Annotated in this window: 18 protein-coding genes and 1 tRNA gene; 5 read left to right on the top strand and 14 right to left on the bottom strand. The window is 60.3% G+C overall.

All coding sequences use genetic code 11. From position 1 onward, the window contains the following. Window positions 1-329 precede the first annotated feature (329 nt). The gene (locus tag QMY55_RS18310; protein ID WP_283485578.1) at window positions 330-575 is read left to right on the top strand and encodes a hypothetical protein; all 246 of its coding nucleotides are present in this window, start codon (window positions 330-332) and stop codon (window positions 573-575) included. Here QMY55_RS18310 and QMY55_RS18305 read toward each other — a convergent pair. The 5 genes from QMY55_RS18305 to QMY55_RS18285 form a co-directional block, all read right to left on the bottom strand. Continuing rightward, entirely contained in the window at window positions 551-1,672 is a 1,122-nt protein-coding gene (locus QMY55_RS18305; RefSeq protein WP_283485577.1) for a zonular occludens toxin domain-containing protein, read from the bottom strand. The genes QMY55_RS18310 and QMY55_RS18305 overlap by 25 nt on opposite strands. Next, a complete protein-coding gene (locus tag QMY55_RS18300; protein WP_283485576.1) occupies window positions 1,669-1,968 on the bottom strand; it encodes a DUF2523 domain-containing protein in 300 nt (99 codons plus the stop codon). The genes QMY55_RS18305 and QMY55_RS18300 overlap by 4 nt, the downstream gene beginning before the upstream one ends. Beyond that, window positions 1,968-2,915, bottom strand: a complete 948-nt coding sequence (locus tag QMY55_RS18295; protein ID WP_283485575.1) for a virulence factor TspB C-terminal domain-related protein — start codon at window positions 2,913-2,915, stop codon at window positions 1,968-1,970. The genes QMY55_RS18300 and QMY55_RS18295 overlap by 1 nt, the downstream gene beginning before the upstream one ends. A 661-nt stretch (window positions 2,916-3,576) precedes the next feature. After that, complete coding sequence (locus QMY55_RS18290; protein ID WP_283485574.1) at window positions 3,577-3,780, bottom strand: major capsid protein; 204 nt, start codon at window positions 3,778-3,780, stop codon at window positions 3,577-3,579. 784 nt (window positions 3,781-4,564) lie between these two features. Beyond that, window positions 4,565-4,873 (bottom strand): hypothetical protein, encoded by a 309-nt coding sequence (locus QMY55_RS18285; RefSeq protein WP_283485573.1) that lies wholly within the window; start codon window positions 4,871-4,873, stop codon window positions 4,565-4,567. Window positions 4,874-4,986: 113 nt separating this feature from the next. Here QMY55_RS18285 and QMY55_RS18280 point away from each other — a divergent pair, with 113 nt between their 5' ends. Continuing rightward, entirely contained in the window at window positions 4,987-5,304 is a 318-nt protein-coding gene (locus QMY55_RS18280; protein WP_283485572.1) for a hypothetical protein, read from the top strand. Here QMY55_RS18280 and QMY55_RS18275 read toward each other — a convergent pair. The 4 genes from QMY55_RS18275 to QMY55_RS18260 all read right to left on the bottom strand — a co-directional run bounded on the left by QMY55_RS18275 (window position 5,290) and on the right by QMY55_RS18260 (window position 11,500). Next, a tRNA-Ser gene (locus QMY55_RS18275) sits at window positions 5,290-5,379 on the bottom strand. The two genes, QMY55_RS18280 and QMY55_RS18275, sit on opposite strands and share 15 nt — an antisense overlap. Window positions 5,380-5,594: 215 nt before the next feature. Next, the gene (locus QMY55_RS18270; RefSeq protein ID WP_283485571.1) at window positions 5,595-7,892 is read right to left on the bottom strand and encodes an NADP-dependent malic enzyme; all 2,298 of its coding nucleotides are present in this window, start codon (window positions 7,890-7,892) and stop codon (window positions 5,595-5,597) included. 169 nt (window positions 7,893-8,061) lie between these two features. Next, the gene (locus tag QMY55_RS18265; RefSeq protein WP_283485570.1) at window positions 8,062-9,549 is read right to left on the bottom strand and encodes a nucleobase:cation symporter-2 family protein; all 1,488 of its coding nucleotides are present in this window, start codon (window positions 9,547-9,549) and stop codon (window positions 8,062-8,064) included. Window positions 9,550-10,315: 766 nt separating this feature from the next. Continuing rightward, window positions 10,316-11,500: an MFS transporter gene (locus tag QMY55_RS18260; RefSeq protein ID WP_283489008.1), complete on the bottom strand. Its 1,185-nt coding sequence runs from the start codon at window positions 11,498-11,500 to the stop codon at window positions 10,316-10,318. Between the two features lie 126 nt (window positions 11,501-11,626). Between QMY55_RS18260 and QMY55_RS18255 the strand changes: the two genes are divergently transcribed. Further along, on the top strand, window positions 11,627-12,583 hold the full coding sequence (locus QMY55_RS18255; protein ID WP_283485569.1) for a LysR family transcriptional regulator: 957 nt from the start codon (window positions 11,627-11,629) through the stop codon (window positions 12,581-12,583). A 101-nt stretch (window positions 12,584-12,684) separates the two neighbouring features. On the opposite strand, the gene QMY55_RS18250 is transcribed toward QMY55_RS18255, so the two are convergent. The 4 genes from QMY55_RS18250 to QMY55_RS18235 are packed head-to-tail and all read right to left on the bottom strand — an operon-like array spanning window position 12,685 to window position 17,372. Next, complete coding sequence (locus tag QMY55_RS18250) at window positions 12,685-13,962, bottom strand: M20 family metallopeptidase (RefSeq protein ID WP_283485568.1); 1,278 nt, start codon at window positions 13,960-13,962, stop codon at window positions 12,685-12,687. Beyond that, entirely contained in the window at window positions 13,959-15,734 is a 1,776-nt protein-coding gene (gene uraD, locus QMY55_RS18245; RefSeq protein WP_283485567.1) for a 2-oxo-4-hydroxy-4-carboxy-5-ureidoimidazoline decarboxylase, read from the bottom strand. The genes QMY55_RS18250 and uraD overlap by 4 nt, the downstream gene beginning before the upstream one ends. A gap of 7 nt (window positions 15,735-15,741) precedes the next feature. Continuing rightward, complete coding sequence (gene puuE, locus QMY55_RS18240; RefSeq protein ID WP_283485566.1) at window positions 15,742-16,698, bottom strand: allantoinase PuuE; 957 nt, start codon at window positions 16,696-16,698, stop codon at window positions 15,742-15,744. Continuing rightward, the gene (locus QMY55_RS18235; protein WP_283485565.1) at window positions 16,695-17,372 is read right to left on the bottom strand and encodes a GntR family transcriptional regulator; all 678 of its coding nucleotides are present in this window, start codon (window positions 17,370-17,372) and stop codon (window positions 16,695-16,697) included. The genes puuE and QMY55_RS18235 overlap by 4 nt, the downstream gene beginning before the upstream one ends. Before the next feature lie 212 nt (window positions 17,373-17,584). On the opposite strand from QMY55_RS18235, the gene QMY55_RS18230 reads away from it, so the two are divergent. Next, window positions 17,585-18,937, top strand: coding sequence for a glycerate kinase type-2 family protein (locus tag QMY55_RS18230; protein WP_283485564.1), 1,353 nt, complete (start codon window positions 17,585-17,587; stop codon window positions 18,935-18,937). 248 nt (window positions 18,938-19,185) lie between these two features. On the opposite strand, the gene QMY55_RS18225 is transcribed toward QMY55_RS18230, so the two are convergent. Next, window positions 19,186-20,103 (bottom strand): LysR family transcriptional regulator, encoded by a 918-nt coding sequence (locus tag QMY55_RS18225; RefSeq protein ID WP_283485563.1) that lies wholly within the window; start codon window positions 20,101-20,103, stop codon window positions 19,186-19,188. A 107-nt stretch (window positions 20,104-20,210) separates the two neighbouring features. On the opposite strand from QMY55_RS18225, the gene gcl reads away from it, so the two are divergent. Continuing rightward, window positions 20,211-22,001: a glyoxylate carboligase gene (gene gcl, locus QMY55_RS18220; protein ID WP_283485562.1), complete on the top strand. Its 1,791-nt coding sequence runs from the start codon at window positions 20,211-20,213 to the stop codon at window positions 21,999-22,001. The last annotated feature ends 4 nt before the right edge of the window (window positions 22,002-22,005 follow it).

The following is a 22,005-nucleotide window of genomic DNA, read 5'->3' as shown; positions in this document are numbered from 1 at the left end:
CGTCCGCTGCCCGTCGAGCATCGCGCCCAGCACCGTTCCCCTGAGTTCTCGCCTCTACGGCCTACGCTAAGCCAGGAGCGGCCTGCGGCCTTTGGTTTTCTCCGGGGGTATTCATAAAGCTTCGCTTTACAAAGCTTCCCCACTCCGAAAACCAATCCCGGCAACGCTAAAGGCACGGCGAGGAACTCAGGGGAACGGTGCAAGCAAGGGACAGCTACACGGGCAGCAGACAGATAACGACCCGGCTCCGAATCTAGGGGCCCGGTACACCAGAAAGGCAGGGGCGGCACATGGCGATAGCAGCAAATTTCAGGAAGTATGCAGAGGCAATGGCTTTGCAGCTGGTGCTGCCCTTCGGGAAGCCCGTGTGGAACGGCAAGCGCCCGACGACGGTACTCGGACGCGCTATTCGGGCCTACATCACTGCCGCGATGAAGGCCCGAGGCCTGATTGAGCACCCCGCGCCACTGATCGTGCCGCAGTGGTGGAAGGATGCCCAGAGCGCAGCCCGCAAATACGTGAGCGCCCTGAAAAATGGTCAGGTGGCACTTCATTGGAATACCGACCTGACTTGAGCATTTCGCGCCGCTAAGCCTTGTGTGTAGCCGTCAACAGCCGGGGGAGTAGGCCGCTCTCTTGGCTCAGGCATGGGGACGGTTTGAGGGACTTGCGCCGACTGAGCAACAAGAGCGGGACGCTCTTGTCGCCCAGCCGGCATAGGGGTGCTGGCTTGCGGTTTTTCCCAGTCAACGAAGTAGCCATTTTTGACAATCTGCGTACAGATATCTACAGCGATGGGCATGACTGTGCCTTGCTGGGTGTAGCACTTACAGCCCTTAGATTTCATTTCCACACATGCAGCCGGATACGGCGCAGTGACAGGCTTTGTCACTTCGTCATATCGGGGCGCGGTATGAGGAAAGCCACCCACACGGGCCTTGAAAGAAGCCGCATATTCCGCAGGAGTCAGGGGCGCAAATTTCCGCTCTGAAGGCTGCTGCACTTCTGCAGCAGCTGCGGCTTTTTGCGCTGGTGCATTGAGCAGCCGAAACGCGTACCAAAACATGCAGGGAACGGCGATCGCCGCGAACCCGAGAATCCACACCTGTTTAGGAATACGGCGCTTACCGGTATGCAGACTGGCGGACTTGTACCAGTTATAGACTTCCTTGGGGTACGCACGCATCTTGACTTCAGCGCGGGTACCGGAATTCGGCTTTTCGCACTGCAGATCGGGCACACCAAATTTCAGCTCAGACACCATATCGGCACCAAGAGCCCGTTTCATATGACGATGCCAGGAAGGTGACTCAATCAAGCCCCGGACAAATGAGTCGAGCATTTTGGGACTCGGACACACCATCCAGAAATCAAAACCACGCTTGCGCCGGAACTGAGCAATAGCGTTGATATAGGGCGGAACCGCATCACGACTCCCCCGCACGGGGAACTCATTCTGGCATTCATCCATGATGCAGATGGAGCCATCAGGCAGGTCTTGCCACAGCTTCGGATCGAACTTCTGCCAACCGAATTCAGCCGCGACATGCTCATGCATTTCAAAGCCGTGGTAATAGACCGGGCGGTTTTCCTTCAACTGCTGATCGCGCACATCCCGAAGTGTGAAAAGCGTTTTTCCCGCGCCGTTTCCACCAGTCGTGAGATAGATCATTGAATGATCAGCTTCTTGAAGCTGTCCGAATTCAGACCGTTGAGCAGCATGCTTGCAAACATTGCACTGAAGATGATCGTGAGCGCAGTCCCTATCCTCATCAGCCCCAGCAACTGGACTACCTCAACAGGGAAGCCTGAAAGGGCCTGCATGATGAGCCCCTTCAAGAAATCCAGAGCTTGAGAGACGCCGTAATAAGTGACCAAGGACAGCCCCAGCGCCGCCAACGTGCGACCCACAAAGCCCGCGACAAGGGACAACAGCAGGCCACCCAAAGAACCCAAAAATGCAGGCATTAGGTAGCCCTCCCGGTGATGATGCGCGCAGCAACAATAGATGCGCAGATGACAGCGACATTGCCCAGCATTGAGAGATACGGGCAGAGGCTTGAATAAGGAATTGACACCTCCCAACTCGGGCCAGAGATCACACGATCAGCAGGACAAGAACCGCTACCAATGAAGTCGTCACGATCTTGGAGGTAGCTGGCAATATTGACGTCCTTGTTACCCTTCAAATCACCCAACACAGAGCCCGTTTTGCCCTTACCGGGATCGTTTTCCCAAAGCTTGTGCCACTCTGAATTCCTCAGATCGTCAATCTGACAGTTGCGAAGATGAACCTCTTTAGCAATAGCACAAGTGATCGCATCCCCTTCGCAAGTGAAGCCACCCGCACAGGAGCCGCCGAACTTGCTAGGTTTGTCTCCGCAGTCATCGCCTTTGCAGTCACCGTCACCGGTACCGTTGCCGTTACCAGACCCTGAGCCACTACCGGAACCACTACCAGAGCCGGGCTTACTACCACCGTTAGCCGCAGCACAAACCATGCTTGTAGGGTTCTTAGAGCAGTACGAGTCTTGCGACTGCGAACTCGAGCTGGTGCTTGAAGATGTAGCGTTACCCGCCGCATCTTTATTAGTGGTCTTTGTGGTCGTCGTGCAAATACCGTTTGTACAAGTCGTCTCAGAAACCTTGTCCGTAGAGGTCCCGTCGCTGTTTGTGGTTTTCTCTGACTGCTTATCACCCTTGGCACTATCTGCAGGGATGCAGACTTGAACACCGTTCACGGTACCGGGCGATCCCATGCATTTAGGGTCTTTTTCGGTGCTTGGATTACTGCCAAGAGCGCATGACGAACCATCGTGCTTGAAGCTGCTGCCCCAGCGGCTGCCACTACCACTGCCCCAGGACACATCAACCCCAGTTTGAGTTCCGCTACAACCACCAACACACTTGCTCATGTCCCCACCGCCAGGCGGCGGAGGAGCCGGAAAACAGCCACTATCCGGCAATGACCCCGAGCCCTCATAAAAGCGAGAAGAACCTGCAGACGCAGCACACAGCTGTGTCACCTGCTTACAAGCGTCAGACTGTTCCGGGATGCACTGCGAACCCGACTCCTCAAAACCCGAGTTACAAACGCACGATGACCCGGAAACCGTCGAATTTGCGGGACAGATCGAGCCACTCTGAGCAACGGGAACCGCACCTAACTTAACCTCAGCCCCCGACGAGTTGTCACCAAGAACATGACAAGAGCCACTACCAGCTGGAGGGACGTACCGAGCCCTAGCGTTCGAGTAAAAGCCGTACGGGTTGTACATAGAGTCCTTGGCAATGACCTGCGCCAAAGGATCTCCGCAAGCCCCCTCCCAGGACGAGTAAACAGGAGAGACGCGAGAGCCAGATTCGATCCGGTAACCCGCAACCTTTGGAATAGCAGCCCAAGACGGCGCACAAAGAACGCACAAAGCCAGCGCGAAAATCAAGCGGTGAACATAAGCCATGCCGCCCCCAGAATCGCGATGATGACGAATAGGCCCATAACACCCCCTGTTCAATACCCCCGGACTGGAGACATTGAGCAGGGCCCGGGACGTCTCCCGGACACCTACCGGGCGATCAACGCAGAGCGCCGCGCACCCACTTGAAAGCAGCAACCGCCACGATGATCAGCAGCACGGCGGAGCCGATCAAACCGATGGGGCCAGCTTGCGCAGCGATATCGCTGACAACGCCAGTGACGTCAACAGCAGCCGCGTGAGCGCCAGTGGCAGCAGCGAAAGCGGGAATGGCCAACAGGGCCGACTTCAGTTTTTTGGACATAGTTACTCCTCAGAGTTGGAATCACCGACTTTGACGGCCTTGATGGCTTGACGGACGCCAAACCCCACGACCCACACAAACACGATCGCTAGACCGATTTGCGCGCCCCCAGCTGCGTCGATGTTGAACAGCGGATGAGTTAGCTCAAGCTGCACAGTGACCGTGCAGGCTTGAGAGCATTGGATAACCTGATCAGCCACCGGGGACACCCCAGCCCCTAACACCAGAGCAATAAACGCCGGAAATCAAGTACCCGGCCTCACGCTTGCACTCTTGGACCCAAAACTTCGTCCAAGAATGAGAAGGGCCAAACCTCTTGGAAACGGCTTCAAAATTGCGACGGGTTTTCTCGAGACAGCGAGCCTGTTCAGACCGGTAGGCCCGATAGACCTCTGGCCCATACGTGCCGCCAGAGCCGGGAGCGGCATAAATCAAAGTCAGCATGAAGCACGCCCCCAATCAGTGCGACCACCGCAGGTGACGCAGACGTCACCTACCCAGTCGTGAGTCGAGTAGTTCTCAGTGCAGTAATGACCCGGAGGGTCGCTAGAGTCAGGGGCACCAGGAGCAGGCATTACCGCCACAGGCGCAGCAGTTGCGCGAGAACGCGCAGCACGGATGCGAGCAGCCTTAACAGTTCGCTCAGCGAAGAACCCCGCAACCGCATAGACACCCTTCAAAATGCTGAGAGCAGCAAGAGCACCAGCGAGACCCGCAACGAATGCGATCTTTGCGATTCCGAGGGCAAGGCTGCCCAACTGGAGTTCAGTAAGCAGCTCCATGGTCAGGACTTGTCAGCCGAAGGAGCGGGACGCTCAGACTTACTAGGAATGCGAGTCAGGCCAGTCAGGCGGGATTCAATCTTGCGGGTTTGATAGTGAGCCGCCAGCGTAAACGTGGCGGTGTACATCCCGGGGACGAGGTTACCGATCATGTCTTTAGGAACGTCGAGGACGCCCACTTGAGAGACCTGCCCATCACCGTCGAGCAAGATGCATTCAGCCTCTTGCATCGTCCAATTTTTGCCGTTCTTGCCAACGCCAGAACGGGAGTCATTGACCTTGAGAATTTGAACTACGGATGAATGCTGCATGCGGCCTCCTATGGCGTGATATCCCCTGCAGATGGGGCAGACGTACAATGAATTACCAAAATTGGCTCTGATACCAAAATTGGTTACGCTAATTTATCACGATGGAGCCAAAAATGGAACCACTTGTCACAGGTCTTACCCTAGAAACGCTCATCGAGCGCGCAGCAGAAGTAGTCGGAAGCCAAAGAAAACTGGCGGCAGTACTGGAGATTTACCCCTCGAACCTAGTCGAGATGAAACAAGGCAAGCGTCCTTGCAACTGGCGGATACGGGGAAAGATGCGCGCGATCCTTGGAGAAGACCCAGCACGGGCCTTTGTCGCGGCTATGAAGGAAGACCTAGAGGCCTCCGAGAACGAGGACGAAAAAAAAGCTGCAGACGGCTTGAAGGCCATGCTTGCAGCTTTTCCTGATGACTGGCGGAGGCTGTGAGATTCGAACTCACGGAAGGATCACTCCTTCGGCAGTTTTCAAGACTGCTGGTTTAAACCACTCACCCAAACCTCCGGATGCCCGGATTCTACACAAGGAATTACGCTTGATTTTGAATTGGGCGACTTTGAGCGCTCGTCAAAAAACTGGCGAAGCACGCATGATCTTGAAGCGCTCCTTGGCAGAAAAATTGGCCGGCAGGTCATGAGAAAAGCCATCCAACAGATGGCTGTTGAATGGCTTTCAGAACGGGTCTTGCGACTTCTACAGCCCAAGGGCTGAAAAGATGTTTAACCGCGCAGAGCAATGGCCTGGGCCGCGGCCAGGGCTGTCATGTTGACCACACGGCGCACCGTGGCCGAGGGGGTCAGGACGTGGGCTGAAGCGGCGGAACCCATGAGGATGGGGCCGATGGTGGTGCCGTGGCCGCCCGTGGTCTTGAGCACGTTGAACAGAATGTTCGCTGCGTCCAGGTTGGGGCAGATCAGCACGTTGGCGGCGCCGTGCAGGCTCGATTCCAGCAGAGCGTGGCTGCGCACGTCCTGCGACAGGGCAGCGTCGCCGTGCATTTCGCCGTCGCATTCGATGCCAGGGTTGGCTGCGGCGAACAGGTCACGGGCGGCACGCATCTTGCGGGCGGAGCCGCGAGTGGAGGAGCCGTAGTTGCTGTGAGACAGGAAGGCGACCTTGGGCGGCAGGCCAAAGCGGGCCACTTCGTCGGCAGCCATCTTGGCGATCTCGGCCAGTTCTTCGGCGCTGGGGTCTTCGTTGATATAGGTATCAGCGACGAATAGCGTGCCGGACTCCAGCATGACGGCGTTGACGGTGGCGAACTCCTTGGCGTCCTTCTTCAGGCCCAGGATGTCCTGCACATGGGCCAGGTGGCTGTCGAACTTGCCAACCAGACCGCACAGCATGGCATCGGCATCACCCAGGTGCACCATCAACGCGGCGATCAGGGTGTTGGAGCGGCGCACGGCTGCCTTGGCAGCCTCGGGTGTCACACCGTCACGGCCCATCAGGCGGTGATAGGTTTCCCAGTACTGGCGGAAGCGTGGATCGTCTTCGGGGTTGCAGATTTCCACGTCCTTGCCCAACTGGATGCGCAGGCCAGCCTTGGCAATGCGGGCCTCGATCACGGCGGGGCGACCGATCAGGATGGGCTTGGCCAGGCCGTCGTCCACGGCCACCTGCACGGCACGCAGCACGCGTTCGTCTTCACCTTCGGCATAGGCCACGCGTTGCAGATTGGCCTTGGCGGCTGCAAACACGGGGCGCATGAACATGCTGGTCTGGTAGACGAAGCGGGTCAGGCTTTCGCGGTAGGCCGCGATGTCTTCGATGGGACGGGTGGCCACACCGGATTCGGCGGCAGCCTGGGCCACGGCGGGCGCGATGCGCAGGATCAGGCGCGTATCGAAAGGCGTGGGGATCAGGTAGTCGGGGCCGAAGGTCAGCTCCTTGCCCTGGTAGGCGGCGGCGACTTCGTCGCTGACGTCCTGCTTGGCCAGGGCGGCGATTTCACGCACGCAGGCCAGCTTCATTTCCTCGGTGATCTTGGAGGCGCCGCAGTCCAGCGCGCCACGGAAGATGTAGGGGAAGCACAGGACGTTGTTGACCTGATTGGGATAGTCGGAGCGGCCTGTGGCCACGATGCAGTCAGGGCGGATGGCCTTGGCCAGCTCGGGGCGGATTTCGGGCTCGGGATTGGCCAGGGCCAGGATGATGGGCTTGTCGGCCATGGTCTTGACCATGTCGGCAGTCAGCACGCCGGGAGCCGAGCAGCCCAGGAAGACGTCGGCACCGTTGACGGCATCGGCCAGGGTACGGGCATCGGTCTTTTGTGCGTACTGGGCCTTGGAGGCATCCAGGCCACCGGGGCGGCCTTCATAGATCACGCCCTTGGAGTCGCACATGAAGACGTTTTCGCGCTTCACGCCCAAGCCTACCATGACGTTCACGCAGGCGATGGCGGCAGCACCGGCGCCGGAGACGGCGATCTTGACCTTGTCGATCTGCTTGTTCACCAGTTCCAGACCGTTGAGCAGGGCGGCGCTGGAGATGATGGCGGTGCCGTGCTGGTCGTCGTGGAACACCGGAATGTTCATGCGCTTGGAGAGTTCTTGCTCAATGTAGAAGCACTCGGGCGCCTTGATGTCTTCAAGGTTGATGCCGCCCAGGGTGGGTTCCAGCGAGGCAATGATCTCGATCAGCTTGTCCGGATCGCGTTCGGCCAGCTCGATGTCGAACACGTCCACGCCAGCAAACTTCTTGAACAGGCAGCCCTTGCCTTCCATCACGGGCTTGGAGGCCAGAGGTCCGATATCGCCCAGGCCCAGGACAGCCGTGCCGTTGGTGATCACGCCGACCAAGTTGCCGCGCGAGGTGTATTCGGCCGCAGTCGAGGGGTCTGCCTCGATGTCCAGGCAGGGGTAGGCCACGCCTGGCGAGTAGGCCAGGGACAAGTCGCGCTGGTTGGACAGGGGCTTGGTGGGCGTAACGGAAATCTTGCCCTTGACGGGGCTGCGGTGGTATTCGCGGGCCGCGTCGCGCAGGGCTTGTTCGGCAGTGGACAGGTTTTGTGTCATACGAAATTTATCAACAAGTTGCTTCTCTGAAGCTTACCGGATGGCGAGAAGATTTTTGGGTTAGGTCTGTTTTGCCTGAACTGCACCGACAACAAGCCCCCTGGCGCATTGTGGTGCGGCAGGGGGCCCAGGGCCGGCTGGTAAACCGGCGATTGATTGAGGCTAGGCCTTAGTGGGCGTCAGCCTGTCGCGCAGCGTTGATCGCGGCACTGTTGTCTTTGGCAGCCCCGTTGAAGAAAAGGTTCAGAGCCACTGCGGTAATCGAAGCCAGCAGGATACCGGATTCAATCAGTGGATGGATGGAATGGGGCATCCATTGGCGGAAATTAGGTGCAACCAGAGGAATCATGCCGACGCCGATGGACACGGCCACGATCATGGCGTTGTGCTTGTTGTTGCGGAAATCCACGTTGGACAGGATGCGGATACCGGTGGAGGCCACCATGCCGAACATCACCAGACCCGCGCCGCCCAGCACCACGGTGGGCAGGGACTCGATCAGCGCCCCCATCTTGGGCAGCACGCCCAGGATGATCAGGATGGCGCCGCCCGCCACGCAGACCCAGCGGCTCATCACGCCTGTCACGGCGACCAGACCCACGTTCTGCGAGAAGCTGGTGTAGGGGAAGGTATTGAAGATACCGCCGATCAGGGTGCCCAGCCCGTCGGTGCGCAGACCGCGGGTCAGCTCATCCTGAGTGATCTCGCGCTTGGTCATGTCGCCCAGAGCCAGGAACATGCCGGTCGATTCGATCATCACCACCACCATCACCAGGCTCATGGTCAGGATCAGAATGGGGTCGAACACGGGCATGGCGATCTGGAAGGGCAGCACCACGGTGAACCACTCGGCCTTGGCGACCTTGTCGAAGTTCATCAGGCCCATGGCTACGGAGATCACGCCGCCGATCAGAATGCCCATCAGCACCGAGATATTGGCGATGAAGCCCTTGGCAAAGCGTGCGATCAGCAGGATGGACAGCAGCACGATGCCCGAGACGGCGGCGCCTTGCAGATCGGCGTACTTGGGGTTGGGCAGGGTGGGCAGCACCGAGAAGCCCTTGGGGATGGCGGGCAGCGAGGAGCCGGGGGCGCCGGCCATGGCCTGGGCTTCAGCCAGCCACTTCAGGTGCTCGGGGTTGGGCACGGAAGGTGCGGTAGGGCCCACGGGGTTGCCGAAGATCCAGTTGATGCCCACGCGCATCAGGCTGATACCGATGACGGCAATGATGGTGCCGGTCACCACGGGCGGGAAAAACCGCAGCATGCGGCTGATGACGGGCGCGATGAGGATAGAAACCACCCCCGCGCCAATCACGGAGCCAAAAATCAGGCCAGCTCCTGCGTTGCCGCCGGTGGACTGTGCAATGGCGACCATGGGGGCCACGCTGGCAAAGGTCACGCCCATCATCACGGGCAGCTTGATACCGAACCACTGGGTGGCGCCCAGGGCCTGGATCAGGGTGACCAGACCGCAGACGAACAGGTCGGCAGAGATCAGGTGCGCGACCTGCTCGGGTGGTAGGTTGAGCGCGCGGCCCACGATCAGTGGAACGGCCACGGCACCTGCATACATGACCAGCACGTGCTGCAAGCCTAGGGCGGTGAGCTTGCCTGCTGGCAAGACCTCATCGACGGGATGCACTTTGGATGTCATAAAAACATATCTCCTCACTCTGTATTTGCTTCAGGGCCACACGCATAGCTAAGCGGCATGTAATCCATACAAAAAGTGTATACAGGCTATAACGAACGATATCTAGCGGTAAACCCTGCTCAAAGTCGTTCATCTTGCCGATATGGAAATATCTATGCGCTTTGTGCATAGATGCATAAGGCAAATACTGATTGCTATAAAATGTATAGCTCTAGGCGCATATTTCTCCCAATATTTTTAATTTATGGCTATGAAATCGTTGAGAGGAAAGCGATGTTTGCTACTTTTTAAGTAGCAAATCTTGCGCGATATGCAATAGGACGCAGACTTGTGCCAGTTATGTGCGTATTGGTATGGGGTCTTGCGACATCCTGTCAAGGAAAGCATGCAATCACCTGGGTGACGTTTTCGCTTATTAGTGTGTCTGGGGGGTTGAAATTCGGTAATGAAACCGAAATTGGTGCATTGATGTGCAAAAGCGTGCATGAGGATCTGACAAAGCGTTCAGCGGTTGAGATAGTGCTGGAGGTCTGCAAGAACCATGCCGGTTGCGGCGCCATGAAAAAAGCGACTCTTGAGAGCCGCTTTTTTCATGGAGTAGGGAGATGCACTGCCAGGGGCATTGGGGTGGCCTTTTCGGCCTTTTCCACCTCTTGCAAGCTGCCCCGTCAGATAGATCCGGCAGCAGGGCTGAGGGCAAGACAGGCAGGATCAGTGTTGCAAGCGCTCTATCGTCTCAGATAGAGAAAGGAAAAGCCCAGAAGGTTCAGTGCATGCCCGCCGCCATAGAGGCAGATGGCCGAGAGGCGTGATGGCGTAGCGTCAGGCTTGCCATCAGCAAGGCGGCAGCGGTGGGCAGGGCGGCAGTCCAGGTCAGCGAGGTCAGGCCCAGACCCTGGGCGATGACGGCACCGCCCAGCCACGCGCCCAAGGCATTGCCCAGGTTGAAGGCTGCGATATTGAGGCTGGAGGCCAGATTCATTCCCGCTTCGCCAGCCGCCTGCAGCACGCTCATCTGCAAAGGCGCGACCGTGGCAAAGGCGGCAATACCCAGCAGCAGCACAAAGGCGATGGTCAAGGCCGTGCTCGCAAACAGCCAGTAGCCCGCGATCAAGACCAGCAACAGGCCTGCTAGTGATATCCATAGCGCCCGCTGTGCGCCCAGGCGATCGGCCAACTTGCCGCCAACGTGGTTGCCAATGGCAAGTCCCGCTCCGAACAGCAGCAGGGTCAAGGCAACCATGCGGTCGCCCATTCCCGTGATCTGGGTCAGCAAGGGCTCTATATAGGTATAAAGGGTGAAGACCCCGGCAAAGCCCACCACCGTCAGCAGCAGGCCGCGCCACAGGGAGGCATTACGCAGCACGGCCAGTTCATGGCCCAGGTGCCGGACGGCAGGCATGCTCAGGTGACGGGGCACATAGCGCGCCAGAATCAGCAGGGCCACCACGCCGATGCCGCTGACGGCGGCAAAGGCCATGCGCCAGCCCCAATGCTGGCCGATCCAGGTGCCAAAAGGCACACCCAGCAACGTGGCCAGCGTCAGGCCGGAAAACATCAGTGCAATGGCGGATGCTTTCTTCTCTGGGGCGACCAGCTGCGTAGCGACCACCGCACCGACACCGAAGAAAGTGCCATGGGTCAGCGAGGTCAGCATGCGTGCCGCCATCAGCCAGCCATAGCTGGGGGCCAGGGCGGCAGCGGCATTGCCCGCAATGAACAGCAGCATCAGGCTCAGCAGCAGAAACTTGCGCGGCCAGTGGCGCGATGCCAGGGTGAGAACAGGTGCGCCCACGGCCACGCCGATGGCGTAGCCAGAGATCAGCGTACCCGCAGTAGGAATGGAGATCTGCAGATCCTGGCTGACCTGGGTCAGCAGGCCCATGATGATGAATTCGGTGGTGCCGATGCCAAAAGCTCCGGCGGCCAGAGCAAGCAGTGCAGCAGGCATGAGTGCGTCCTTGTAAATACCAGTGAGGGAGCCGACTGTGAACTTCTCGGCGGGCAGACGGTAGCCCTTGTCGCGGACATGCATTTGTTCCTGCAGGGAATAAATCGCCTATTTATGATGCGGTTCATGAGCCAATCGACGGTGACGAGTCCGGACCGCTTTGTGGAGCTGCAGACCTTTGTGCTGGTGGCGCAACAAGGCAGCTTTTCCGCGGCCGCACGCCAGCGCGAGGTATCGCCTTCGGCCGTGAGCAAGGTCGTGGCCAGGCTGGAGTCTCGGCTGGGGGTGCAATTGCTGAGGCGCAGCACCCGACGCCTGGAGTTGACGGCCGAGGGAGAGCAATTGTTGGAGCAGGGCCAGCAGTTGCTGGCGGACTGGATGGCGCTGGAGTCTGCCGTCACCCAGCAAGGACAGCCTAGCGGCCTGGTGCGCATCAATGCCAGCTCGTCCACGGGGAACCGGCTGCTGGTGCCTCTGGTTGGGCAGATCATGCAGACTTGGCCGGGCTTGCAACTGGATCTGAGTTTTACCGATCACATAGTGGATTTGATAGCGGCTCGCGCAGATATAGCCTTGCGTTGGGGCGAATTAAGGTCTTCGGACATGGTGGCGCGCAAACTGGGCAGCACGCGCCAGGTGGTCGTGGCGTCGCCGGAGTATCTGAAGCGTTTTGGCAAGCCTGAACATCCGGACGATCTGGCGAACCATGTACGCATCGGCTGGAACTACCCTCGCGCCATACCGCACTGGCCGTTTGTGGTGGCTGGGCAGGCAGTGGCTATCGGTATGGGAGATGTGCTGCGCGTCAATGATGGTGAGGCCATGGCCAACTTGGCCAAAGCGGGGGCGGGACTGGCGCGGCTGTCGCTCTATCACGCCTGGGATGATTTGCATGCAGGGTGCTTGCAGCCGGTGCTGGAGGATTTCAATCCTGGCGAGTTGCAGCCCATTCATGCGGTGTATGTGGGCAAACCTGGTCAGTTGCCCGTGCGTACGCGGGCGGTGCTGGACTTTCTGGCCCAGCATGTGGACCTCAGCCACGCAGAGCGCAAGCCCGTGCATCTGCTGACTGCCGGCGCATAAAAAACAAGCCCGGTCTTTGACGACCGGGCTTGTAAAAACCTTCACCAGAGCAAGCGAAGGCTAGGCAGAGGGCCCTCGATCTCTCTCGGGCCCAGGAAGAATCAGGCAGTCAGGTCCACCAGAGAGCGGGCCACGACCTTGGTGGCGCGGCGCAGGTCTTCCAGCACCAGGCGCTCGTCGGAGCGCTTGGCGTGCGATTCCAGCACGGTGCGGGGGCCGGCGCCATAGATCACGCCGGGGATACCGCGCTCGACATACAGGCGCACGTCGGTGTACAGGGGCGTGCCCACGGCTGGAGGTACTTCGCCGAAGATGGCTTCGCCGTGCTTCTGGATGGCGTCCACGAGGGGCTTGTTGCCGTCCAGGGGAGTCATGGCGTTGGCCAGCAGCAGGCGCTTGATGTCCACGCGCACAGCGTCTTCGCCGGTGTAGCCGCCTTGCGTGTTGAAGTCTTCGATGGCCTTGGCGATCACAGCACGGATGCTGGCTTCGACTTCCACGGGATTCTCTTCGGGAATCATGCGGCGGTCGATCTTCAGCATCACCTTGCCGGGCACCACATTGGTGTTGGTGCCGCCGTCGATGCGGCCGACGTTCAGGTAGGGGTGCTTGATGCCGGGCACTTGTGAAGTGACTTGCTTGTACTTGACGTTTTCGCCGTACAGAGCGGTCAGCAGCACGGCCGTGGCTTGCAGCGCGTCCACGCCGGTGTGGGGCACGGCGGCGTGAGCCATCTTGCCCTGCACGGTGATTTCCATCTGCAGGCAGCCGTTGTGAGCGGTCACGACTTCGTAGCTGAAACCGGCTGCGATCATCAGATCAGGCTTGGTCAGACCCTTTTCCAGCAACCAGCCGGGGCCCATGATGCCGCCGAACTCTTCGTCGTAGGTGTAGTGCAGTTCCACGGCGCCTTTGCTGGGCTTGGCCACGGCTTCCAGGGCGCGCACGGCGAAGGTGAACGAGGCGAAGTCGCTCTTGCTCACGGCAGCGGCGCGGCCGTACAGCTTGCCGTCTTCGATTTCGGCGCCGTAGGGATCCTTGGTCCAGCCTTCGCCTGGGGGCACCACGTCGCCGTGTGCGTTCAGGGCAATGGTCTTGCCGCCGTCACCATAGGGGCGACGCACGATCAGGTTGGTGATGGACTCCATGCCGTAGGCCTTCACGTCGGCTTCGGGCACGACATGCTTTTCGGCTTCAAAGCCAAAACCCTTGATCAGGTCGGCAGTGCGCTCGGCGTGGGGGGCATTGTTGCCGGGAGGTGTGTCCGTGGGCACTTGCACCATGGCTTGCAGGAACTTCACTTCTTCGTCGAAGTGCTCGTCGATCCATGCGTCGATGGCCGCGTAGGTGGCTTGCTTGTCTTGGTTCATATTGGTCATTTCTGTTCTTGAGCCAGTTGTTGGAGGAGGTGAGCGAAGGCATCCACGGACAGTTGCATGTCGTCGGAGGTGGTGGCTTCCAGCGGGTTGTGGCTGATGCCGGCGTTCATGCCGCGCACGAACAACATGGCCTGGGGCATGATTTCGTGCAGCTTCATGGCGTCGTGGCCGGCGCCGCTGGGCATGCGGAACAGCGGCACGCCCAGTGCGTCCACAGCGTTTTCCCAGCGCTTTTGCCACTCGGGGGCGCTAGGGGCAGCAGCCGCCTTCATCGACAGCTCGGTGGTGTAGCGCAGGCCGCGCCGCTCGGCGATCGCTGCCATCTCGGCCATGATGTCGTTGATCATGGCGTCGCGCTGCTCGTTGGTGGGGGCGCGCAGGTCCAGCGAGAACTGGCAGCGGCCGGGCACCACGTTGACCGAGCCCGAGGGCACGTTCAGCTGGCCGATGGTGGCCACGCTGTCGCCATCCTGGCCGGCACGCTTTTCGATGTACAGCGACAGCTCGGCCACGCCGGCTGCGGCGTCACGGCGGCGGTCCATGGGTGTGGTGCCGGCGTGGCTGGCCATGCCGATGAATTCGCAGACATAACGGGCGCTGCCGTTGATCGAGGTGACGATGCCCAGAGGAATGTCCAGCTCGTTGAGCACGGGGCCCTGCTCGATGTGCACTTCGACAAAGCCCAGGTACTTGGCGGGATCGCGCTCGAGCTTGGGGATGTCGTCGATGCACAGGCCCGCGTGGGTCATGGCTTCGCGCAGCGTGATGCCGTCGGCGTCCTTCTGTTCCAGCCATTCGTTCTTGAAGTCGCCGACCAGAGCGCCGGAACCCAGGAAGGTCGCCTTGTAGCGCTGGCCTTCTTCTTCCGAGAAGCCCACGACTTCGATGTTGAAGGGCAGGCGCTTGCCTTGCTGGGCCAGTTGCTTGACGCAGGCCATGGGCACGAAGATGCCCAGGCGGCCGTCGTACTTGCCGCCGTTGCGCACGGTGTCGTAATGGCTGCCGGTCAGCAGAGTCTTGGCACCTTCGGTGGCCGCCTTGTAGCGGCCCACCACGTTGCCGACAGCATCTATCTCGACTTCGTCGAAGCCGATTTCACGCATCCAGTGGCTGATGCGCTGGGCGCAGGCACGGTGGGCATCGGTCAGATAGGTCACCGTCAGCTGGCCTTTTTCGGCGTAGCCGGGGTCGCTGTTGGTGGACAGGCGTTCTTGCCAGTCCCAGACTTCGTTGCCTTCGACGGGCTCGTAGCCGAACTTGTCGTTCAGGCGGATCTCGGCGATGCGGTGGATGTTGCGCAGCGCCTCGGCCTGCTCGTAGGCCGGGTGGTTGAACATGCGGCGCTCGAAAGTCGAGATGATTTCCGCCTTGCTCAGACCCAGACCGCGTGCACCGCGCACGGCCAGGATGAAGGGGAAGCCAAAGCGCTTGCCGTATTCGGCGTTGAGCTTGCGGATGTGCTCCAGCTCTTCGGGCGTGCAGTTTGTGAGACCCGCCTTCTTTTGCTCATTCGTCGATTCGGCGGTGAGCGTGTTGGTTTCCATCTGCTTGCCGGCCAGCTCCGGGTGAGCGCGGATCAGATCGAGCTGGGCCTGCTCGCTGGATTCGGCCAGCACCTTGGCCATGGCGTGCTTGATGTGCGCCATGGACTTGAAGGGGCGCTGCTCCAGTGCCTTGGCGGCAATCCAGGGCGAGTGCTCATACAGACCGTCGAGCAGGTCTGTCGCGGTTGCCGCGTCGGCGGCATTCAGTTGTTCCAGGGTCAAAGCCATGTCGCAATCAATCCTTGCAAGGGAAACGCTCGGCCCAGTGACGAGCCAAATCAATACGGCGGCACACCCACACGTTGTCGTGCTTCTGGATGTGGTCGAGGAAGCGCTGCAGCGCAGTGATACGGCCGGGGCGGCCCAACAGGCGGCAGTGCATGCCGATGCTCATCATCTTGGGAGCATCGTCGCCGTTGGCATCGCCTTCGGCATACAGGACATCGAAGGTGTCCTTCAGGTACTGGAAGAAGGGATCGGCATACGAGTAACCCTGGGGCAGGGCAAAGCGCATATCGTTGCAGTCCAGTGTGTAGGGAACGATCAGCTGGTTGCGGGTGCTGCCATCGGTCTTGGCGACCTTCATCCAGAAGGGCAGGTCTTCGCCGTAGTAGTCGCTGTCGTAGGTAAAGCGGCCGGTATCGGCCACCAGGCGGTGGCTGTTGGGGCTGTCGCGGCCCGTGTACCAGCCCAGGCCGTGGTCGCCGTCATGGCCATAGAGTTCTTCGAAGATCTCCACGCATTGCTGCAGATGGGCGCGCTCGATTTCTTCGGGCACGTTCTGGTAGTGAATCCACTTCAGACCGTGGCAGGCCACTTCGTGACCCAGCTCGTCGAAAGCCTGGGCCAGCTCACGGTGCTTTTGCAGGGCCGTGGCCACGCCGAACACGGTCAGCGGCAGGCCGCGCTTTTCGAATTCCTTGAGAATGCGCCACACGCCCACGCGTGAGCCGTATTCATAAATGCCGTCCATGCTCATGTGGCGGGCTGGGTAGGCCGCTGGATTGAACATTTCGGACAGGAACTGCTCGCTGGCGGGGTCGCCATGCAGGATGTGGTTCTCACCGCCTTCTTCGTAGTTCAGAACGAACTGCACGGCCACGCGGGCTTTGCCGGGCCATTGGGGATGGGGCGTGTTGCGACCATAACCAATCAGGTCGCGTGGGTAGGGGGCGGTGGAATCGTAAATCATAGGGATACGGATGAAAGTGCCATCGACAAATCGTTCGTTGGCAGATCGCGGTCGAAGGTCAGGCCTGCTTCCACGTGGTCCAGGTGCAGCTGCATCAGTTGCACCGCATGCTCAGCATCGCCTGCCGCCAGGGCAGTCACGATGTCTCCATGTTCTTCGTGCGAATGCTCGGCCGCCGATGCAGACTGGTACATCAGCGTGATCAATGCGCAGCGGGAAATCAGCTCACCCAGCAATTGCGCCAGCACCTCGTTGCCCATCAGCTCGGCCATGCGCACGTGGAAGTCGCCCAGCAGCTCGGTGCGCTGGCCCACGTCATTGGCTTCCATGGCTTTTTTCTCGGCCGTTACATGGGCCTTGAGAGCACGGATCTTGTTGGGCGTGCTTTGGGGCACAAAGCTGCGCACCATCTCGGCTTCCAGCATGCGGCGCACGGCAAACACCTGGCGCGCCTCATCCACGGACGGCGTGGCCACAAAGGCGCCGCGTGCGGGCTCCAGCCTGATCAGCTTGTTCTGCGAGAGCTGAAACAGGGCCTGGCGAACCAGGGTACGGGAAACACCAAAGTGGTCAGCCAGCTTCTGCTCGGCCAGCTTGGTGCCGGGCATCAGGCGATGCTCGACGATAGCCTTGGTCAGACTTTCAACAATGAAGCTGGTGGTGGAAGTTTCCATAAATCGATCATAGCGGTTGAAGACAAGTTTTGTATACAGTTTCTGTCCACCGAACATGGTGTTTGCCCCAGTATCAATTGTCTATATTGGTGGAAAATTCAAGCAAATCAAGGCTGGCCAATGATTTGCGTCATTGCTGCGGCAAAGTCAGCAGTGTTGTGACTGGCTTGCCGCTGTGAAGCAAAAATGCCGGAATGCACAATCCAAGAACTATGCAAGCACAGAATACATCCTCGCGCGCGCAGGGCGCTGCTGCGCCTTCGCCACAGCAAGATCCAGCCGCTTTCTTGCGTCACCTGTATGACGTGGCCGTGCGCAATGCCTTGCCTATTGAAGGCCTGGCGCGCAGCCTGCCCAAGCCGCCCAAGGGGCGTACGCTGGTGCTGGGCGCCGGCAAGGCCGGTGGCTCCATGGCGCAGGCACTGGAAGCGCTGTGGCCTGCAGAGGCGCCGCTGTCCGGCCTGGTGGTGACGCGCTATGACCATATTCCCCCGCGCCCCGAAGGCCTGGCCCAGCGCCTGGAGGTCGTGGAGGCTGCCCACCCCGTGCCCGATGCCGCCGGTCTGGCCGCTGCCGAGCGCATTCTGGCGCTGACCCAGGGCCTGACCGAGGACGATCTGGTGATCTGCCTGATCTCGGGCGGTGGCTCGTCCTTGCTGACCCTGCCTGCCGAAGGCATCGATTTGGCGGAAAAGCAGCGCATCAACAAGGCCTTGCTGGAAAGCGGCGCGGCGATTGGTGAAATGAACTGCGTGCGCAAGCACCTCTCGCGTATCAAGGGTGGCCGTCTGGCGGCAGCCTGCCATCCGGCCAAGGTGGTGACGCTGACCATCAGCGATGTACCCGGTGACGACCCCTCGGTCATCGCCAGCGGCCCTACGGTGCCCGATGCCACGACCTGTGCCGATGCGCTGAGCATCCTGAACCGCTACCAGATCAGCATTCCCGAATCCGTGCGTGCTGCACTGCAGGACGGCACACTGGAAACGCCCAAGCCCGGTGATGCGCGCTTTGCCGGTCATGAGGTGCATCTGATCGCCACGCCCCAGCAGTCGCTGGAAGCGGCTGCGGCAGCGGCGCGTGAGGCAGGCATTGCCGTGCATGTGCTGTCCGACGAGATGGAAGGTGAATCGCGCGAAGTTGGCAAGGTGCATGCGGCTCTGGCCCGCGCCGTCGCCAAGCGTGGCGAGCCCTTTGCCAAGCCTTGCGTGATTCTCTCGGGTGGTGAAACCACGGTCACGATCCGTCCTCGCCAACTGGGCGCGGCCAAGGGTCGTGGCGGTCGTGCCGGCGAGTTCTGCATGGGGCTGGCCCAGGCTCTGCAAGGCCAGGAAAAGGTCTGGGCGCTGGCCGCCGACACCGACGGCATCGACGGCGTGGAGGACAACGCCGGGGCACGCGTCTCGCCCTGTACGCTCAAGCGTGCGGCGGAAAAGAATATGCGCATCAGCGACTATCTGGACCGCAACGACGCCTATGGCTATTTCGAGGCATTGGGCGATCTGGTGATTACCGGCCCCACGCACACCAATGTGAACGACTTTCGCGCGATTCTGATTCTCTGAAAACTTCAAATTGGATAGCTGCTTGCGTAGGCTATCCAAAGATTTCAGTGTGAAAACAATCTGCAGCTACCGCTTATCAAGCGGTAGCTGCTCTTTTTTTATCTGCGGCCTGTGATACTGGCGCGCTCCAACCCAGGGACAGCGAGCAAGGGCAGCCCCGCAGCGAAGCTGTCGTCCCCTTCCGTTAGCGCGTACAGAGAGGGGGAAGGCGGGGCCGCCTAGGCGCGAAGCGACTCAGGGGAGAGATTTCATCCCCCACGTGGCAGGTCTTCCCACCAGGCATCGTCAAACTTGCCCTGCAGAAAAGCGATAAAGGACTGCACTTTTTGCGGCACCAGGCGTGGCGAAGGGTAGACGGCGTGGATTTCCTGCTCATGCAGGCGGCAGGTCTTGAGCACCTCGACCACGCGGCCGTCCTTGAGCGAGTCATGGGCCACATAGCGGGGCAGGGCGGCAATGCCCATGTGCGAGCGGGCGGCGGCCAGCAGGGCCGAGAGATTGTTGGAGCGCAGCCGCCCCGTGACGGGAATCGACACCGGCTCGCCACTGGCATTGCGCAAGCGCCAGATGTCGTTGCCCTGCACGCTGCTGTAGATCAGCGTGGAATGCTCCTTGAGGTCCGAGGGGCGGCGTGGTGTGCCGTGCTTGCGCAGATAGGTGTTGGAGGCCACCAGCACCCAGGGATTGATGCCCAGCATGCGGGCGCCCAGCGATGAGTCGGCCAGTTTGCCCAGGCGCAGCGCCACGTCGATGCCGTTGGCCACGAGATCGGTGTAGCGGTCCTCGAAGCTCAGATCCACCTGCACCTGGGGGTTCTGCTTCATGAATTCCATGGCCAGCGGAATGAGTACACGGCGGCCAAAGGCCACCGAGCTGCCGATGCGCAACTGGCCCTGCACATGGGTCTGGCGCACCTTGACGACGTTCTCGGCCTCGGCCACATCGTTGACGATGATCTTGCACTTTTCGTAGTAGAGCGCTCCGGCCTCGGTCATGCTCACGCCGCGTGTGTTGCGGTTGAGCAGGCGCACCTTGAGGCGTGCCTCCATCGCGGCGACCTGCTTGGTGACGGTGGGCTGGGTGGTGGAGAATTCCTGCGCCACCTTGGTGAAGCTGCCGGTTTCCACCACCCGCACAAACATATGCATGGCATCGAGTCTGTCCATCGCTTCTCTCCTATTTATTCTTCAATGGAATAAATTTTATGGTCTGCAACCGGCTTCCGGCAAGCAGGGGTCTTGACTAAAGTTGGTTCCAGTTTGAAGGAGACCTCATGGCCAAGATGAAAGCGATTGAAGCCGCAGTTCGCGTGCTCGAAAAAGAAGGCGTTACCGTTGCATTCGGTGTACCTGGTGCCGCTATCAACCCGCTGTACGCAGCAATGAAGGACCACGGTGGCATCGGCCACATCCTGGCCCGTCACGTCGAGGGCGCCAGCCACATGGCTGAAGGCTATACCCGTGCCGTCGCCGGCAACATCGGTGTGTGTATCGGCACCAGCGGCCCCGCCGGCACCGACATGATCACCGGCCTGTACTCGGCCAGCGCCGACTCCATCCCAATCCTGTGCATCACCGGCCAAGCCCCCCGCTCGCGTCTGCACAAGGAAGACTTCCAGGCCGTGGACATCGCCTCCATCGCCAAGCCCGTTACCAAGTGGGCCACCACCGTGCTGGAACCCGCTCAAGTGCCCCGTGCCTTCCAGCAGGCTTTCCACCTGATGCGCTCCGGCCGTCCCGGCCCCGTGCTGATCGATCTGCCCATCGACGTGCAGCTGGCCGAGATCGAATTCGATATCGACACCTACGAACCCCTGCCAGCCTACAAGCCAGCGGCTTCGCGCAAGCAGGCCGAGAAGGCCATCGAGATGCTCAACGAATCCGAGCGTCCCCTGCTGGTCTCCGGTGGTGGTGTGATCAACGCCGACGCGTCCGAGCTGATGGTCGAGCTGGCCGAAATCCTCAACGTGCCCGTGATCCCCACCCTGATGGGCTGGGGCACCATCCCTGACGATCACCCTCTGATGGTCGGCATGTGCGGTCTGCAGACCAGCCACCGTTACGGCAACGCCAACATGCTGGCTTCGGACTTTGTGTTCGGTATCGGCAACCGCTGGGCCAACCGTCACACCGGCTCCGTCGAGGTCTATACCAAGGGTCGCAAGTTCATCCACGTGGACATCGAGCCCACACAGATCGGTCGCGTGTTTGCCCCCGACTACGGCATCGTCTCCGACGCCAAGGCTGCCCTGGAGCAATTCGTTGCCGTGGCCAAGGAGTGGAAGGCTGCCGGCAAGCTCAAGTGCCGCAAGGCCTGGGTGGCCGAGTGCCAGGGCCGCAAGAACAGCGTCGAGTACCTGCGCAAGACCAACTTCGACAACGTGCCGATGAAGCCCCAGCGCGTCTACCAGTGCATGAACCGCACTCTGGACCGCGACACGACCTACGTGTCCACCATCGGTCTGTCGCAGATCGCCGGTGCCCAGTTCCTGCATGTGTACAAGCCACGCAACTGGATCAACTGCGGCCAGGCAGGCCCTCTGGGCTGGACCACTCCCGCTGCTCTGGGTGTGCGCGTTGCCGACCCCAAGCGCAAGATCGTGGCCCTGTCCGGTGACTACGACTTCCAGTTCATGATCGAAGAGCTGGCCGTCGGCGCACAGTTCAAGCTGCCCTACGTCCACGTGCTGGTGAACAACAGCTACCTGGGCCTGATCCGCCAGGCACAGCGCGCCTTCTCCATCGACTATTGCGTGCAATTGGCGTTCGACAATATCAACATGGATGAGGGTGAAGCGACCCGTGGCTACGGTGTTGACCATGTTAAGGTTGTTGAAGGTCTGGGTTGCAAGGCCATCCGCGTTCACCGCGCCGAAGACTTTGCCCCTGCCATGGAGCAGGCCGAAGCCTGGATGGCCGAGCACAAGACACCTGTGGTGATCGAGTGCATCCTGGAGCGTGTGACCAACATCTCCATGGGCGCCGAAATCGACAACGTGGTCGAGTTCGAAGACCTGGCCACCGAAAAGGCCGACGCGCCTAGCGCACTGGCTCTGCTGGACTAACAGC

The sequence above is a fragment of the Comamonas resistens genome (genome assembly GCF_030064165.1).
Lineage (GTDB): Bacteria > Pseudomonadota > Gammaproteobacteria > Burkholderiales > Burkholderiaceae_C > Comamonas > Comamonas resistens.
Note: the sequence above shows the minus strand (reverse complement) of the source record. Positions and strands in the feature narration are given on the sequence as shown.

Coding starts and splice junctions, on each gene's coding strand:
- QMY55_RS18310 (WP_283485578.1), top strand. CDS start 330: ATGGCTTTGCAGCTGGTGCTGCCCTTCGGGAAGCCCGTGTGGAACGGC.
- QMY55_RS18305 (WP_283485577.1), bottom strand. CDS start 1,672: ATGATCTATCTCACGACTGGTGGAAACGGCGCGGGAAAAACGCTTTTC.
- QMY55_RS18300 (WP_283485576.1), bottom strand. CDS start 1,968: ATGCCTGCATTTTTGGGTTCTTTGGGTGGCCTGCTGTTGTCCCTTGTC.
- QMY55_RS18295 (WP_283485575.1), bottom strand. CDS start 2,915: ATGAGCAAGTGTGTTGGTGGTTGTAGCGGAACTCAAACTGGGGTTGAT.
- QMY55_RS18290 (WP_283485574.1), bottom strand. CDS start 3,780: ATGTCCAAAAAACTGAAGTCGGCCCTGTTGGCCATTCCCGCTTTCGCT.
- QMY55_RS18285 (WP_283485573.1), bottom strand. CDS start 4,873: ATGCAGCATTCATCCGTAGTTCAAATTCTCAAGGTCAATGACTCCCGT.
- QMY55_RS18280 (WP_283485572.1), top strand. CDS start 4,987: ATGGAACCACTTGTCACAGGTCTTACCCTAGAAACGCTCATCGAGCGC.
- QMY55_RS18270 (WP_283485571.1), bottom strand. CDS start 7,892: ATGACACAAAACCTGTCCACTGCCGAACAAGCCCTGCGCGACGCGGCC.
- QMY55_RS18265 (WP_283485570.1), bottom strand. CDS start 9,549: ATGACATCCAAAGTGCATCCCGTCGATGAGGTCTTGCCAGCAGGCAAG.
- QMY55_RS18260 (WP_283489008.1), bottom strand. CDS start 11,500: ATGCCTGCTGCACTGCTTGCTCTGGCCGCCGGAGCTTTTGGCATCGGC.
- QMY55_RS18255 (WP_283485569.1), top strand. CDS start 11,627: ATGAGCCAATCGACGGTGACGAGTCCGGACCGCTTTGTGGAGCTGCAG.
- QMY55_RS18250 (WP_283485568.1), bottom strand. CDS start 13,962: ATGACCAATATGAACCAAGACAAGCAAGCCACCTACGCGGCCATCGAC.
- uraD (WP_283485567.1), bottom strand. CDS start 15,734: ATGGCTTTGACCCTGGAACAACTGAATGCCGCCGACGCGGCAACCGCG.
- puuE (WP_283485566.1), bottom strand. CDS start 16,698: ATGATTTACGATTCCACCGCCCCCTACCCACGCGACCTGATTGGTTAT.
- QMY55_RS18235 (WP_283485565.1), bottom strand. CDS start 17,372: ATGGAAACTTCCACCACCAGCTTCATTGTTGAAAGTCTGACCAAGGCT.
- QMY55_RS18230 (WP_283485564.1), top strand. CDS start 17,585: ATGCAAGCACAGAATACATCCTCGCGCGCGCAGGGCGCTGCTGCGCCT.
- QMY55_RS18225 (WP_283485563.1), bottom strand. CDS start 20,103: ATGGACAGACTCGATGCCATGCATATGTTTGTGCGGGTGGTGGAAACC.
- gcl (WP_283485562.1), top strand. CDS start 20,211: ATGGCCAAGATGAAAGCGATTGAAGCCGCAGTTCGCGTGCTCGAAAAA.